This window comes from Kitasatospora sp. NPDC093679, from assembly GCF_040683455.1.
Lineage (GTDB): Bacteria > Actinomycetota > Actinomycetes > Streptomycetales > Streptomycetaceae > Kitasatospora > Kitasatospora arboriphila.
The window spans coordinates 1-15209 of the sequence record NZ_JBFBDW010000091.1 but is presented as its reverse complement, the minus strand read 5'-3'; the positions used below and the strand labels follow the sequence as shown (position 1 = coordinate 15209).

At 72.8% G+C, this 15209-nt stretch carries 11 protein-coding genes and 2 pseudogenes; 9 read left to right on the top strand and 4 right to left on the bottom strand.

The annotated features are described in order from the left end of the window. The 4 genes and pseudogenes from AB0O09_RS37695 to AB0O09_RS37680 all read left to right on the top strand — a co-directional run. Positions 1–219 (top strand): annotated as a pseudogene (locus tag AB0O09_RS37695) (hypothetical protein); the annotation flags it as partial. 393 nt (positions 220–612) lie between these two features. Next, positions 613–1047 carry a trypco2 family protein gene (locus AB0O09_RS37690; RefSeq protein ID WP_363550068.1) on the top strand — a complete coding sequence of 145 codons (435 nt, stop codon included), beginning with the start codon at positions 613–615 and terminating at the stop codon, positions 1045–1047. A 432-nt stretch (positions 1048–1479) separates the two neighbouring features. Beyond that, the gene (gene fxsT / locus AB0O09_RS37685) at positions 1480–4107 is read left to right on the top strand and encodes an FxSxx-COOH system tetratricopeptide repeat protein (RefSeq protein ID WP_363550065.1); all 2628 of its coding nucleotides are present in this window, start codon (positions 1480–1482) and stop codon (positions 4105–4107) included. Positions 4108–4365: 258 nt separating this feature from the next. Further along, positions 4366–4923 carry a DUF6368 family protein gene (locus AB0O09_RS37680; protein WP_363550062.1) on the top strand — a complete coding sequence of 186 codons (558 nt, stop codon included), beginning with the start codon at positions 4366–4368 and terminating at the stop codon, positions 4921–4923. A 25-nt stretch (positions 4924–4948) separates the two neighbouring features. Here the strand turns inward: AB0O09_RS37680 and AB0O09_RS37675 are convergent. Then, positions 4949–6017: pseudogene (locus AB0O09_RS37675) on the bottom strand (IS630 family transposase). A gap of 7 nt (positions 6018–6024) precedes the next feature. After that, the gene (locus AB0O09_RS37670; RefSeq protein ID WP_363550059.1) at positions 6025–6423 is read right to left on the bottom strand and encodes a helicase associated domain-containing protein; all 399 of its coding nucleotides are present in this window, start codon (positions 6421–6423) and stop codon (positions 6025–6027) included. 327 nt (positions 6424–6750) lie between these two features. On the opposite strand from AB0O09_RS37670, the gene AB0O09_RS37665 reads away from it, so the two are divergent. Then, a complete protein-coding gene (locus tag AB0O09_RS37665; RefSeq protein WP_363550056.1) occupies positions 6751–7848 on the top strand; it encodes a tetratricopeptide repeat protein in 1098 nt (365 codons plus the stop codon). A 24-nt stretch (positions 7849–7872) separates the two neighbouring features. Here the strand turns inward: AB0O09_RS37665 and AB0O09_RS37660 are convergent, their stop codons facing one another. Next, entirely contained in the window at positions 7873–8316 is a 444-nt protein-coding gene (locus AB0O09_RS37660; RefSeq protein ID WP_363550054.1) for a hypothetical protein, read from the bottom strand. A gap of 929 nt (positions 8317–9245) precedes the next feature. Here AB0O09_RS37660 and AB0O09_RS37655 point away from each other — a divergent pair. Both AB0O09_RS37655 and AB0O09_RS37650 read left to right on the top strand, forming a co-directional pair. Further along, positions 9246–9581 carry a hypothetical protein gene (locus AB0O09_RS37655; RefSeq protein ID WP_363550051.1) on the top strand — a complete coding sequence of 112 codons (336 nt, stop codon included), beginning with the start codon at positions 9246–9248 and terminating at the stop codon, positions 9579–9581. A gap of 109 nt (positions 9582–9690) precedes the next feature. Continuing rightward, positions 9691–9891, top strand: a complete 201-nt coding sequence (locus AB0O09_RS37650) for a hypothetical protein (protein ID WP_363550048.1) — start codon at positions 9691–9693, stop codon at positions 9889–9891. Between the two features lie 118 nt (positions 9892–10009). On the opposite strand, the gene AB0O09_RS37645 is transcribed toward AB0O09_RS37650, so the two are convergent. Beyond that, a complete protein-coding gene (locus AB0O09_RS37645; RefSeq protein WP_363550045.1) occupies positions 10010–10291 on the bottom strand; it encodes a hypothetical protein in 282 nt (93 codons plus the stop codon). A 351-nt stretch (positions 10292–10642) separates the two neighbouring features. On the opposite strand from AB0O09_RS37645, the gene dnaE reads away from it, so the two are divergent. Together dnaE and AB0O09_RS37635 are read left to right on the top strand one after the other, a co-directional pair. Then, positions 10643–14095, top strand: a complete 3453-nt coding sequence (gene dnaE / locus AB0O09_RS37640) for a DNA polymerase III subunit alpha (protein ID WP_363550042.1) — start codon at positions 10643–10645, stop codon at positions 14093–14095. Continuing rightward, entirely contained in the window at positions 14092–15201 is a 1110-nt protein-coding gene (locus AB0O09_RS37635) for a hypothetical protein (protein ID WP_363550039.1), read from the top strand. Before dnaE ends, AB0O09_RS37635 begins: the two co-directional genes overlap by 4 nt. The last annotated feature ends 8 nt before the right edge of the window (positions 15202–15209 follow it).

The window sequence follows — 15209 nt, the reverse complement described above, 5'->3', positions numbered from 1 at the left end:
TACGGCGCCCCGACGCTGTACGGCGCCGTGGCGGGGATCGTCGACCGCCGCCCGGTGCCGGACGAGTTCGCCGACGCCGTCGACTGCTTCCGGGCGGAGCGGATGCGAGCCGCCGTCGAGACGGTGGAGCGGAATCGGGCTGATGGCCGGCAGCGGGCGGTACGCGGGTCGGTGTTCGTGACCACGCAGGAGTTCCGGGCCGCGCTCGCCGACCGGTAGGCGCCGCGCACGAGCCCGCCCGGGTTCGGCCCGGGCGGGTGACCGGGCCGGGCGCGGCGGCGGGAAACGGGATGTGTACCGGCCTGGCAGCCGGTCATCGTACGCGGCGGCCGCGACCGCCCGCAGCAGCCACACCCGTCGAAGCACGGTGGAGGCGCGGCCTTCGTCGTGTCGTCCGGCGTCGGGTCGCTCGCGTCGCTCGTCGTCAGGTTCGCTTTCCTCGCGCCCCGGTCCCCGTAGGCTGCGGGCTCCGCCCGTCGCCCGGGCCCGTTCGGTGTTCCGCCCGGTCCGTGCGGGTCCGTGCGTTCCGGGTGTGTCGGACGTGCGAGAGGGGCAGGATCGGGTCCGGATGCGCCGGTTCGTCAGGTGATCGGCTTGATCGGTGGGGGAGCAGTGGACCACAAGGACGACGTGGCGAGCGCGTTGGAGGACCTGCGGCGGCAGCTGTACCAGGCCCAGGACGAGGGCCGGGGGGAGCAGTTCCGGTTCGAGGTCGAGAAGGCCGAACTGCACCTGGAGGTGCAGGTCCGCAAGGACGCCACGGGCAAGGCGAAGCTGTCCATCGGCGCGGCCGGGGCCGAGGCCGGCGGGGTCGCAGGGCAGAGCCGCACCCACAAGCTGGTGCTCGTGCTGAACGTGCGGGACGACGCGACGAACCGCCCGATTGAGATCGACCGGGAGGAGTACCGGCCCGGCTCCGCCTGGGGCTCGGGCGGCGCGGGGGGCGACGACGCGGAGGGGGCGGCAGCACAAGACGCCGAACGGGACGATCCCGCCGCACGCCACCCCGAGGGCGACGCGGGGCCGCGCACCGCCTGGAGAAAGTGACGCGCCCCGATGAGCCTGACTGAGCAGGACCTGGCCCGGCTGACCCTGGTACAGGTCAGCCGCCGTTCCGGGCACGTGAAGTACGGCTCCGGCTGGCTTCTCGGGCCGCGGCTGGTGCTGACCGCACGCCACGTTGTCACCGAACGGGACGGCACCCCGCTGCCGGGGATCCACGTACAAGTTGGTGATCCGCGCACCGGCGCGCCCTCGCCGCCGCCGGTCCGACGCGGGGCCCAGGTCTGCTGGTCCCAGCCCGGCCCCGTGTCCGGGGGCGCCCCCGACGTGGCCCTCCTCCTGCTGGACGAGCCCGTGCCCGCGGGAGCCGCACCGCCAGTGCGCTGGGGCTGGATTACCGGGATCACCGAACTCCCTTACCAGGGATTCGGGTTTCCCCGGTTCGCCGACCCCCGGGACCTGACGGGGCGCAGCCCGGTGAGGAACCCAGTTGAGCACCTCCGCGGGCAGCTCTCGCCGGTGTCCAACGACGGCCTAGGCGCTCTGGTCCTGGACACCAGCACCTGGCCACCCGAGTCGACCGACCCGCAGCAGCAGTGGTCGGGTGCCTCCGGCACCGCCGTGTTCTGCCACGGCCGCCTGGTCGGCGTCGTCATCGAGGCGTACGGCGGGCACCGCCAGTTCGCCTACCCCGTCAGCCTCCTGCTGGCGGACGCCGGGTTCCTCCGGCTCGTCACGGAACACTGCGGCGGAAGGCCGTTCCTAGAAACCGTCAGCGCCGCCCGCAGGGATCCGTTGGCCCCGGAGGTGACCTGGCCGGTCGAACTTGGCCAGGCACCCGCCCTGGCGACCGCCTTCCAGCCGCGCGCCACCCTGCGGAAGCAGATCAACGAGGCCCGCTCGCGCACGGGGACGGTGGTGCTCACCCAGGTGCTCTCCGGCGGCGGCGGTGTCGGCAAGAGCCAACTGGCCGCCTCCTACGCCGCCCGCGCCATCGCCGAGGGCACCGACCTGGTGATGTGGGTGAACGCCACCGGACTGCAACAGGTCATCACCCAGTATTCGCAGGCCGCGAAACGCCTCAAGCTCCCGGGCGCGCAGGGCGATGACCCCGAGCACGACGCCCGGGTGTTCCTTGAATGGCTGGCCGCCACGTCCAGCCGCTGGCTACTGGTGCTCGACGACATCACCAACCCCGACGCGCTGCGCCCCTGGTGGCCGGCCAGCCGCACCGGCGCCGGCTGGGTGCTGGCCACCACCCGGCGGCGCGACGCCGAGATCAACGAGAACGGCCGCACCGTCGTCTCCGTCGACGTCTACGAGCCCGACGAGTCGGTCGCCTATCTCGGTGCCCGGCTGGCCGCCGCCGACCGGGCTCATCTCCTCGACGGCCGGGCCCCCGCGCTCGCCGCGGCGCTGGGCCACCTTCCACTCGCGCTGAGCCATGCCACCGCGTACATGATCAACGAAACCCTCGGCTGCACCGCCTACCTGGAGGTCCTCGCCGCGAGGCAGGCCCTCCTCGACCAGGTCCTCCCGCCCGCCCCGGACGACGAGGGCAACCTCCGCCGGATCACCGCGACCCTCCTGCTCTCTCTCGACGCTGTCCAGGCCGTCGATCCGCTGGTCACCCCCGTCCTGCAGCTGACCGCCCTCCTCGACGCGCCCGGTCACCCCCGGAGCCTGTGGGACACCGCACCGGTTGCCGACGGACTCGTCGACCGCGGGCGCCGGGTGTTCCGCCGCCGCCCGCCTGCCCCGACCCTCGCCCAGGTCAACAGCGCCCTGAACCTCCTGCACCGCTACGCGCTGATCACATGGGACGGGCGCGACGAGGCCCGCGCGGTGCGTATCCACGCCCTCACCGCCCGCGCGGCGCGCGAGAGCACCCCTCCCGCGGACCTGCCCCGCCTGGTCACTGCGGCCGCTGACGCCCTGCTCGCCGTCTGGCCCGACGTCGACCAGCCCCACCCTGAGCTCGCCGACGCACTGCGCACCAACACCGAGGCCCTCGCCCGCCACGCCGGCGACCACCTGTGGACGCCCCTGCCGCACCTGGTCCTGCAGCAGGCCGGAAACAGCCTCCTCAACAACGGCCTGGCCAGGCTCGCGATCCCCTACTGGCAGGTCCTGGCCGAGGACTGCGCCCGGCGGATCGGCCCCGGACACCGCCGCACCCTCACCGCCCGGATCAACATCGCCAGCGCCCACCACCGGGCCGGGTTCCTCGACGAATCCATCGCGCTCAACCGGCACGTGGTGGCCGACTGCGAACGGAACCTCCGCCCCGACGACCCCTTCACCCTCACCGCCTACGCCAACCTCGCCGTCACGCTCTGGCAGGCGGGACGCACCGACGAGGCGATCGCCATCGAGGAGCAGGTGCTCGCCCACCGCGAGCGGATCCTGGGCCCAGGACACCGCGACACCGTCAACGCCCGCAGTCAGCTCGCCTCCTCCTACGCCCAGGCCGGGCGCACCGCGGAGGCCGCCGCCCTCAACCGACGAACGGTGCCCGACCTCGAACGGACCGTCGGCACGGACCACCCCGACACCCTTAACGCCCTCGGCAACGCCGCGTCCGAGCTCTGGCAGAAGGGAGAGACCGAGAAAGCCCTCGAACTCCACCGGAAGGTCATGCTGAAGAGCGAGCAGATCCTCGGCCGGGACCACCCCGACACCCTCCGCCACCGAGAGAACGTCGCCACCTGCTACTGGCAACTCGGACGCGCAGCCGAAGTCATCCCCCTCCAGGAAGAGATCCTCTCGGAGAGCGAGCGGGTCCTCGGCCCGACCCACTTCTCCACCACCACCACCCGCACCAACCTCGCCGCCTTCTACCACCAGGTGGGCCGCCTCGACGAAGCCGTCGCCCTGGCCGAACGGGCGCTCGCCGACAACGAACGAATCCGCCCCAACCACCCCGTCACGACCGGCACCCGCCTCTTCCTCTTCCAGTGCCACGAGGAGATGGGACACCGGCGCGAGGCCGGCGTCCTGCTCGAACGGGCGGTCATCGAGCACACGCGGATCCACGGCCCCGGCCATCCCGAGACCATCGCCCTCCGTCGGAAGCTGGACGCCTGGCGGCGCTCCGGCTGGTAACTCGGAGCGGGTAGTTTGCCTGACAGGCAACAGGATCTTTGGAACGTCAACAGACTGTTTGGGACCCTGGGACTGCATGCTGCCTGATCAGGGAGCCTCCGCATGTCCGTCACCGCCAACGCCGCCACGCTGGGAAGCCGCGCCTAGTGCCGTGACCGGGATGGTTCGCCGGGTTGGCGGCTCGATGCTCGGCCGACCGGATTCGAGGTAGTGAGAATTTCAGCGGTGTCGAGCCAGGTAGCGGGCTAGGCTCCCGGCATGGCTGGTCCAACCCTGGTGATCGAATTGGCGGAGCCTGTCTCCTCGGCTGCGCTGGCTGAGTTCAGTGTGCTGATGCGAGAGCTCTCCACCCACCTCGAGCAGCGGCGCCTCGGATACTTCGACGTCAACGTGCCCGTGGAATGGCTGGGCATTGATGCGGCGACGGCGCTCGATGCGCAGGAGGTGGACGGTCGTCGGCCCTTTCTGGTCTACCTGATGGGGCCTGGGGTCGGTGACGAGAGCATCTTCGAGGCCGAGCACGCGGACGAGCACGAGGTGGAAGCAGTCCTCGGCTTCAAGCCGACTCATGCCGTGAATGTCAGCGCCGGCTGCAACCGTGGGATCGACCACACGGCCACTGCTCTGCTCACCGCGGCAGTCGTCGACGTCCTCGGAGGGGTGGTCAAGGCCGAACTTCTGGAAGGCCAGCAGGCGGTGGTCGCCGGGCTTCCAGGGGTGCTGGGCCTCACCGACGAGGAGTATCCGATGGTGCTCGGCACTGCGGAATTCCTGCGGGCCTGGGTCGACCAACCCGGCTTCCGGCTGGTCAAGTAGCCCAGCGGCGGAGCCGGCGCCCTTGTCACGTGGCAACAGCGGGTCCGCCGCCCCAGCGGATGCCCTTCTCGCTGCGGATACGGGCCCGTTCGCGTCGCTGGGCGGCAAGGACGTCGGGGTGCCGGGCGTTGGTGTTGCGCCATCGCAGGTAGGCGTGCAGGGCCCGGGTCTGGACGGGGTGGTTGCGGTGGTGGGAGTTGGCGACGGTGAACTGCCGCAGCGGCCCGAAGTGGGCTTCGATCGGATTTGCCCAGGACGCGTAGGTCGGGGTGAAGCACAGCTCGACGCGGTTCTTCTTCGCCCAGCGCCGGATGGTCTGGCCCTTGTGGGCGGACAGGTTGTCCAAGATGACGTAGATCGGGGCACCGTCCGGGCGGGCCGCGCCGATCGACCTGAGCGCGGCCAGGGTGTTCGCGGCGCCTTTCTTACGGCGGTTCACGCCCCAGAGCTTGTCGTCGCCGACCGAGTAGCAGCCGTGGAAGTAACGGATTCCGTGGGTGCGGTGGTAGGTCGCGGGGTGCCGCTCGGGATGGCCGGCGGGAGCCCAGCCCGAGCCCATCGTGGGCCGGATGCCGAGCGGACCGAACTCGTCGAACGCGAAGACCCGGTCGGCGTCGGGTGATTCCTTCCAGGTCTTGGTCCGCTGGAAGGTGACGCCGCGGCGGGCGAGCAGGCACCGTAACGCCTCGCGGCCGATCCGGATGACGCGGCCGTGGACTTTCCGCAGGTAGGCAGCGAGTTTGCGGATCGACCAGCGGGTGAAGGGCTGGCCGAGCTTGGTGGGGCGGGTGGTGGCCGTCTGGACGACGAAGTCCTCGTCGTCAGTATTGAGTAGGCGGGGACGGCCTCCCGCCCACCGAGGGTCCAGAGCGGCCAGGCCGATCTCGTTGATTCCGGTGAATCACGTCGCGAACGGTGTCCTCGTCGGCCTGCACCAACTGCGCGATCACCGGAACCCGGTTCCCGCCGGCCGAGGCCAACAGCATCATTGCACGCCGGAACCGCACCGAACTGGTGCTGCCCCGCCGCACGATCTGCTGCAGCTTCTGCCTCTCCTGGTCGGTCAACCTGCGTACACGGACAGGTTCCGCCACCACACCCTCAACGGTCGGACCCACGGACATCACCGCACATCCAACCGCCCCCAACACCAACCCGGCGAACCATCTCGGTCAGAGCACTAGCCCGGGCCAGCCGGCCCCGCTGCGCCACGACCCACCGGCCGAGCTGCTCGCCCTCGAACACCGTCTCCTCCGGCAACGCGGCCCAGTCCACGCGGCCGTCGGCCTCCAGCCACCACTGCCGCGCCGTCGCGTAGGCGCGCTGCCAGATGACCGGCCAGCTCGGGCACCAGAATGGGTCGATCTCCTCCAGCGCCCGCCGCCGCTTCGGCACCTGCGCACCCGGCTGCCCCGCCGGCACCTGCGCCGCCGCCCGCAGCTCCGCGAGCCACGTCCCGATCGGATACCCGTCGATCGACGCCCGCGCCGGCGCCGCCAACGAGCCTGCGTGCTCCCTCGCCCATACCCGCGCCCAGTCCAGCCCGGCCTCGAACCATCACCTCGTCTTTCAGCGCCTGCAGGCCGGTCGGCTCGGGCAGGGGCTCCAGTTTCGGCACGGTGATCCACGGTCGCCGTGCCGCCGCGCTGCTGGACGCCCAGGCCGCCCGCTTCTGTATCTCCTGGGCGGACGCCCGCCTGGTCCGCTGGATGGCGGGCCCGCGGGACTGAGCGTCTCCCGAGGTCCCCCCGGCGCCTCCAGCGCGCAGGGGCGCGAGCGGGGGTTCGCGTGCGCCGGTCCACAACGGGAACCTTCCCCGTCCGCCTGATGGCGGAGGTCACACGGCGGCACAATGCTGCTGCCTGCGCGAGTGCGTGGCTGCGCGGGGAGTTGGCCTGGTGGGAGGGCGGCATGGCGGGGGCGGACGAGGGTGTGCTGTACGAGCGGGCGAGTGACCTGCACCGGCGGGGACGGCCGGAGGAAGCGATACCCCTGCTGCAAGAACTCCTCCAGGAGGCGCCCGACGACCTCGCCGCGCGCTACGCCTACGGGATCTGCCTGACCGACACCGGTCGGCATGCCGAGGCACAGGTTCAGTTCCGGCGTGTCCTGGACGGTGACCAGAGGCACTACCAGGCCGCCTACCGCCTAGGCCGGCTCCTCCAGGCCGACGGCGACGCGGAAGGGGCGGCGGAGGCCTATCTCCGGGTGCTCAGGGCCGCCGAACAGGTCCTCGGGGTGGCCGAGTTCCGGGACACCGCGACCCGGCTGAAGGCCTGCCGGGACACGCTCGGCGCCACGGTCCCCGCGCCGACCCGATCTCCTGCGGGGCCGCCCGTCACCGGCAGACCCATCACCCCCGGCCCGCCGACCCTGCGGACGCAGTCCGAGTCCCACCGCGTCGCCGAGCGGGGTGTGCTGAAGGTGCAGGTGCGGCTCAAGGCGCGGCACTTGCTGTCCATGCTCGTGAAGCGCTTCCTGATCGCCGTCGCGCTGACCGCGACCGGCATCTTCCTCGCCGACCGGGGCATCGGCGTGGGCGTGCGGGCGTTCAACCTGCTCCCCGGCTTCCTGGCGCTGCTCCACTTCCTCTGTTCCTTTGTTCTGCTGCTGGTGAAGCCGCGGACCAGCGGCGCCGACTTCTACGAGTACGGAGTCGACGTGAAGTCCGGCTTCGTCCGCCGCAAGGTCCAGTTCGTCTGGTACTACCAGATCGTCGAATCGCCCAGCTATGTCCGGACCTTCGGTACGTACTTCACCAACACTGCCTCCCTCGGCCTGCGGTACAACGAGGCAGGGGCCTCCTCCACGGTGTACGTGGAGCTGCCCGGGTTCGGCACGCCGGACCAGGTGCGGGAGACCGGCCGGTACGTCGAGTCGAGGATCTTCCCGGAGCGCCAGGTGATCCGGGGGCCGTGGACCTGACGGTGCCGGGGCCTCCCCGCGCCGCTACACCGGCATCTCCGGCGGGGCCAGTGAGGCGAAGCCGTCGAAGCCGCCCGCTCCGGCGTCCCCGTCGGGGGAGCCGGCGTCCAGGTGGCCGTCCGTCGCGGGGCCGTCGGGGCACCCGCCGTCGAAGTCGAACGCGGTGGCCCCGAAGTGCTCCCCGGCGAGCTGGTGCCCAGCCGGCCCGGTGTCGTCGGCCGGGGTTGCCGGGGAGGCTGGCGTGGCCGGTTGGGGCGGTTGGGCCCCTCCGGCGTCGTCGCCCTGCGCGTTCGGCGGAGCCGGTGTGTCGGTCGCCGTCGGCTCGCCGATGACGTGTATCCCGTCCACGTAGTCGTCGGGCCCCTGGATCCGCCCGGCGTCGGTGGGCGGGGCAGGGTCGGATCCCGCCGGCGGCGCGGCGCTCGCGTCCGGGCCCACCGCCGAGGCGTCCGGTCCGGCGCCGGGCACGGTCCCGTCGTCGTCTCCCCCGCCCCCGGGGGCCGGCGAGGAGGGCGGCCCGGAGTGTCCGGGGGCGGGGGAGTGCCCGACCGCCGCCGGAGGCCCGCCGGGTGAGCCAGCCGGTTCCCCGTCGTGCGGAGACGGGCCGCCGTGGTGGTCAGGTGCCTTGGGGTCCATCGGTTCCTTGCCGGGCATCGCGTGCGGTGGGGCCGTTCCGGGCGGTACGCCGGCGTCCGCAGGGGCGGCGGGAAGACCGTGCGGGTGCGCGGCGTCCGACGGTCCCTTGCCCGGGGCGGCGTGCAGTTCCTTGTGGTGGTCCGCGACTCCCGTGCCCTGGTGGCCGTGTGAGGGCGGGGACCCAGGCTGGGGAACGGCGGGTGCCGGCGGCTGGGTGTGTCCCGCACCGGTGTCCGGGGCGGGAGCGCTGGCGGGATGTGCGGGGTGGTGGGGGTGGGCGTGAGGGGTCGGGCTGTTGTGGTGCGTCGCGCTGTCGACGGTCCAGCGAATTCCCTGCTGGAGGTCGTTCTGGGACGAGCCTCCAGTGTGCTCCTGCCCCGTCTGGCTGCCGGTCCGGCCCTGGCCCGTCCGGTCTGCCTCCGGGCCGCGCCTCCGCGTCCCCGGGCTCCGGTCCCTGCCCCACCAGCGCCACACAGAGGAACCCGTGCCCCGGGGTCCGCCCCGTCGCCCTCCGCCCACCGCAACCATCCCCCCCACCGCGTCCCGCTCCGTCCGGTAACCCCATGGTCCCGGCCACGGCCCGGGCTGTCACCGGCGCACGGTGGTGAAGACTTCGCCCGCTCCTCAGTCGACGGGGACCCGGACCGCCGCGGAGCCCACCAGGGCCCAGTGGCCGGAGCACAAACCCGAGGGGCTGCGGCGGGCGGCCGTCGCCATGGCCCGAGAAGCCAGGGATCGGCGCCGTCCACAGGTGTGAGTAGTTGGGGTACAGGAAATCCTGGGGAGAACTGTCCGAAGTGTTCATGCACACCTGCTGCTGGGGGCAGGTGCTGCTGGCCAGGACCGCCGCCCGCTCGCACGGCTGGCGCTGCGAGACCTACGGCGCCCCGACGCTGTACGGCGCCGTGGCGGGGATCGTCGACCGCCGCCCGGTGCCCGGCGAGTTCGCCGACGCCGTCGAACGCTTCCGGGCGGAGCGGATGCGAGCCGCCGCCGAGACGGCTGAGCGGAACCGGGCCGACGGCCAGCAGCGGGCGGTACGCGGGTCGGTGTTCGTGACCACCCAGGAGTTCCGGGCCGCCCTCGCCGACCAGTAGAACCGCAAGCGTCCCGGGTCCAGTGCGGGCGGCGGACCCGCCCCCGGCCGGATGCGAGAGGGCAGGGCTGCGCCGTTTGGCGTGCTGACGGGCGGTCATACTGGCGATCATGAATGGTGATCGTCGCCCTCTGGGCCTGCCGGAGTTCTCCGCCCCCGCCGCCGATCGGCCGGACCCGGCCGAGAGGCGCCCGCTGCCGCCCGTGGACCGGGACCTGTTCCTGCCACCGCCCAGCACCGAGCAGCCGGCCCCCGCACCCGCGCGCCGCTCCCTGGCCGACGGCGGGCTCACGTTCTCCACCGGCGCCTGAACCCGGCGCTCCCGCACCACCAGGCGGAACCACCTGCTGCACCACCGAGACCGTGCGCAGGACTCCGCTGCCCCGCATCACGATCGATCCGGCCCAACAGCTCCGGCCGGGCGAAGGGCTACTCGGGCAGGACGGTGTGGGTGAGCACGGCGCGGTGCTCGATCCGCGCCGGACCCACCAGTGTGGCCCAGTAGCCGTCGGTACCCAGGGCATGCGCCGCCTGCCGCTCGGCCTCCCGGAGCCGCGCCGTCTCAGCCCGCTGCTCATCGGTCAGCTCGACATTCATCCCGCTGGGCAGGGCGCGCAGGTAGTCCCAGTGAGCGGCGCGGGCCGCGCGCAGCGCCGCCTCCTTCGCAAGGAGTTCCGACGGGAATTCGATCACCTGTTCGCTCTTCGGCACAACGCCATCGTAGAACCCTCTTCCGCTCGAACTCGCGCCGCCCCGCCGACCGTTCGCAGGAACGGCGCAGCTCCACCCGGCCGGCCGACGGCAGACTCCTGGAAGACGGCGCGGGCCCCGAAGCGCACTCCTCGCAGAGCTGTCGGAAGCCGGCATCCCATCCGCTGCGCTCTCCCGCGCCCTAGCCGGCGGTGCGGCACTGCGTCGACCACTTCACGTCGGCATGACAGAGCGGTAGTGCTGCTCTACTCAGGGTAATGATCCTTGCACCTTAATTCGAACAAGTGGTCGAATGGAAGGGCCGGAGGGGAGCCGGGTGGCGACGAAGGGGCTGATGGACTGGAGGTGAGGGTGGTGTTCGCGCACCTCCATGTCGCCTCGGGTTACTCGGTTCGCTACGGTGCCTCGCTGCCGGCCGCCCTGGTGGAGCGGGCGGCCGAGCACGGGTTCAGTGAGTTGACGCTGACCGACCGGGACACCGTCGCCGGCGCGGTGCGGCACGCGAAGGCCTGCGCCGCGGCCGGGATCCGGCCGCTGTTCGGCGCGGACCTCGCCGTCGGCCGGATCGACCCGGACCCGACCGGCCCTCGCCGCCGGACCCCGGTGCGGGGCGGTGCGTTCCTCGACGAGACGGCGCCGCGCGTCACCCTGCTGGCCCGCAACCGCACCGGCTGGGCCCACCTGTGCGCGCTGATCAGCACCGCCTGGTCGGTACGCGCCGAGCACGGCGCTGATCGGCCCGTCGTGCCGCTGGAGGTCCTCGCCGCCCACACCGAAGGCCTCACCGTCCTCCTCGGCCCCGCCTCCGAACCAATCCGCGCGCTCGCGGCCGGCCGCCCGGACCGCGCCGCCCAACTGATCGCCCCGTGGCGGGAGTGGTTCGGCTCCCACCTGCGCCTGGAAGCCGTCCACCACCACACCGGCACCGGCCCGGGCTCGCTGCGCCTGGCTGCCCGCACCGTCGGCCTGGCCGCTGACCTCGACCTGCTCGCCGTCCTGACCAACGCCGTCCGCTACGCCGACCCCCACCAGGCCCCGCTCGCCGACGTCCTGGACGCCGCCCGGCTGCTGCGCCCGATCCCGGGCCAGGCGGTGTGCCGGGGGGAGCGGTGGCTGAAGCCGGCCGCGGCGATGGAGCAGCTGGCAGGGGAGGTGGCGGAGGCGGCCGGGCAGGGCCCGTCGGGCGGGTGGCGGCTGCTGGCGGTGACCGCCCGGACCGGGGCCGAGTGCCGCCTGGATCCGGTGTCGGACCTGGGGTTGGGCGGGGTGCACTTCCCGGAGGAGGACCGGCTCCACCTGGCGCCGGGGACCTCGGCCCGGGTGCTGCGGGAGCGGTGCGAGGCGGAGCTCGCTCGACGCGGGTACGACCGGCGCCCCAAGGCGGTGGCCCGGCTGCGCGAGGAGCTGGACGTGATCTCCGCGCTGGGCTGGCCCACCTACTTCCTGACCGTGGGGCAGGTCGTCGCGGACATCAAGGCGTCGGGGATCCGGGTGGCGGCGCGCGGGTCGGCGGCCGGGAGCCTGGTGGTGCACCTGCTGGGCATCGCGGCCGCGATGCCGCTGGACCACGGCCTGATCATGGAACGGTTCCTGTCCTACCGGCGGACCTCGCTGCCGGACATCGACATCGACGTGGAGTCCGCGCGCCGCCTGGAGTGCTACCGGGCCGTCCTGGACCGCTTCGGACCCGAGCGGGTGGCCACCGTGGCGATGCCGGAGACCTACCGCATCCGGTGGGCGATCCGCGACGCAGGCCTCGCGCTGGGCCTGGACCCGCAGGAGGTGGACCGCCTCGCCAAGGCCTTCCCGCACATCCGCGCCCGCGAGGTGCGAACAGCGATGGCCGAACTGCCGGAACTGCGGCAGATCGCCGAGCATGCCGACCGGTACGGCAGGCTGTGGGACCTGGTCGAGCAGCTGGACGCATTGCCGCGCGGGATCGCCATGCACCCCAGCGGCGTGCTGCTGTCCGACTCCACCCTGCTCGCCCGCACCCCCGTGATGCCCTCCGCCGGGCAGGGCCTGCCCATGAGCCAGTACGACAAGGACGACGTCGAAGACCTCGGCCTGCTCAAACTCGACATCCTCGGCGTACGGATCCAATCCGCCATGGCCCACACCACCGCCGAGATCGCGCGCACCACCGGCCGGCGAATCGACCTGGACGACCCGCAGCAGGTGCCGCTCACCGACCCGAAAGCGTTCGAGCTGCTGCGCGAAGGCGAAAGCCTGGGAGTGTTCCAGCTGGAGTCACCCGGCCAAAAAGACCTCCTCGGCCGCCTCCAGCCGCAGACCTTCGACGACCTAATCGCCGAGATCAGCCTCTTCCGGCCCGGCCCGGTCCAAGCCGACATGATCCGCCCCTTCCTCCTCGGCCGGCACGGCCAACGCCCCGTCACCTACCCCCACCCCGACCTCGAACCCTGGCTACGCCCCACCTACGGCGTGGTGGTCTTCAACGAGCAGGTCGCCGGCCTGTTCGCCGCCATGACCCGCACCGACCTGGCGATGGGGGAGGAGGCCCGCCGCGCCCTCGCCGAACCCGACCGCGCCCCGGCTCTGGAGGCCTGGTACCGGCGGCGCGCCGCCGCGGCTGGCTACCGGCCCGAGGTCATCGAGCGGGTGTGGACCATGCTCAAGAACCTCGGCGCCTACGGCTTCGCCCGCGCGCACGCGGTCGCCTTCGCCCTGCCGGTGCTGCAGTCCGCTTGGCTGAAGACCCACTGGCCGGCGCCGTTCTACGCCGGCCTGCTGGAGCACGACCCGGGGATGTACCCCAAGCGCCTGATGCTCGCGGACGCCCGACGCCGCGGCGTGCCCGTCCTGCCCGTGGACGTCCAGCACTCCGCCGCCACCTACCGCACCGAGCAGCTGCCCGACGGCCGGCTGGGACTGCGGATCTCCCTTGCCGACGTGCACGGCATCACCCGGGAGATCGCCGAGCGGATCGCGGCCGGCAGCCCCTACAGCAGTCTCGCCGACTTCTGGGACCGCGCCCGCCCCTCCCGGCCGATCGCCGAACGCCTCGCCCGCATCGGCGCGCTCGACCCGCTCGCCCCCGGCGCGCACTGCCGCGAGCTCCTGCTGCAGATCGACGAACTCCACCGCCACTACCGCACCAAGGCCTCCCCGAACCAGCTGGTCCTCGCCCACCCCGCCGCCCCGGCACCGGGTACGACGGGTCTGCCGGTGATGAGCCCGGCCGAGGAGGCGCAGGCCGAACTCGAGGTCCTCGGCATGGACGCCTCCCGGCACCTCATGGAGCCCTTCCACCCGCTGATCGCCGAGCTCGGCGTCACCCCCGCCCACCGGCTGAAGGAGCACCGGGACGGGGAGACCGTCCTGGTCGCGGGCGCGAAGGTCGCCATCCAGACCCCGCCGATGCGCTCCGGACGCCGCACGATCTTCGTCTCCCTCGACGACGGCTCCCCAGGGAGCACCGGGCAGATCGACCTCACCTTCTTCGACGACACTCACGCCCAGGCCGCCCACCCGCTGTTCCACCACTTCCTGCTCCTCGCCCGCGGCACCCTCTCCCGCCGCGGAAAGAGCGTGACCGTCATCGGCCGCTGCGCCTGGAACCTCCAGGAGGTCGCCGACGCCCACGCCGCCGGCGGCACCGCGGCCGTCCGCGCCTACCTCGCCCGCACCACCACGCCGCCGGGCAACCCCGCCACCACCGGCCCGGACCCACACCGCGGCACCGCTACCCCCGGCCCGGTCGGCCCGCCACCGGGAAGTGACGGCGGCCGGGGCAGCGGCGCAGGGCAGCTGCGGCACGTCAGATTCGGGAGCAGCAGGTGACGAACCGCTCCATCCTCCACATCCGCCTGCACCGGCCGACGTTCCCCCTCTACAGCGAGGCCTTCGCCGTGCTCGGCCACATCACCCCCACCGTCCAGGCCCTACCACCCGACGCCGCCCTGCTCGACGTCACCAGCGCCCTCGGCTACTTCCGCCGCACCCCCGAAGGCCTCGCCGACCTGATCGCCACCCGCCTGCTCGCCCGCTTCGGCCTCCACGCCGCGATCGGCGGCGCCGACACCCCGCTCCTTGCTCAGCTTGCCGCCGACACCTGCACCCCCGGCAGGATCCACATCCTCGAACCCGGCACCCTCGACACCCGGAGCTTCCTGCGCTCCCGCCCCGTCCAGGCACTGCCCGGCGTTGGCCCGAAACTCGGCCGCACCCTGGCCCGGTACGGCATCACCACCACCGGCGACCTCGCCGACCTGCCCCTGCCCACCCTGCAGCGCATCGCCGGCGCCGCCACCGCCCGTCTCCTCCACGACCGCGCCAACGGCCGCGACCCGCGCACCGTCACCCCCTGCGGCCCGCCCGCCAGCATCGCCGCCACCCGCCGCTTCCCCACCGACGTCCTCGACCCCCACCGGGTCCGCCGCACCCTGCTCGATCTCGCCACCGACCTCGGCGCCCGCCTGCGCACCCAGCAGCAGGCCTGCCGCGCCGTCGAGCTCCAGCTCACCTACGCCGACCGCACCACAAGCACCCGCACCCGAACCCTGCGCGAGGCCACCGGCCACACACCCCGCCTCACCGACGTCCTCTACGACCTCTTCGCAACCCTCGGCCTACAACGCGCCAGGATCCGCACCGTCACCGCACGCGTCACGCACCTCATCCCCGCCGCCGGCCACACCCAACTCGCCCTCGACCCACGGACCGAGGACCGCCGCACCCTGGAACCCGTCATCGACCAGGCCAACCACCGCTGGGGCGCCGGCACCCTGAGACCGGCCGCGCTCACCGGGCCCAACCCCGTGCATGGACGGGACACTCCACCAACCGAGACCTCCCACACCCTCACATCCGGCCCCTGGCCAGGGAGTTCATACGTGGTGGGGGGCGGAGGTGGGGGGCGGGGCGGGGCGGGGCACTACGATCAATGATCGTAGTG

Bases quoted from the DNA above. Each gene is read 5' to 3' on its own strand.
- AB0O09_RS37650 (WP_363550048.1), top strand. From the start codon at position 9,691: ATGAATGGTGATCGTCGCCCTCTGGGCCTGCCGGAGTTCTCCGCCCCC.
- AB0O09_RS37680 (WP_363550062.1), top strand. From the start codon at position 4,366: ATGGCTGGTCCAACCCTGGTGATCGAATTGGCGGAGCCTGTCTCCTCG.
- AB0O09_RS37665 (WP_363550056.1), top strand. From the start codon at position 6,751: ATGGCGGAGGTCACACGGCGGCACAATGCTGCTGCCTGCGCGAGTGCG.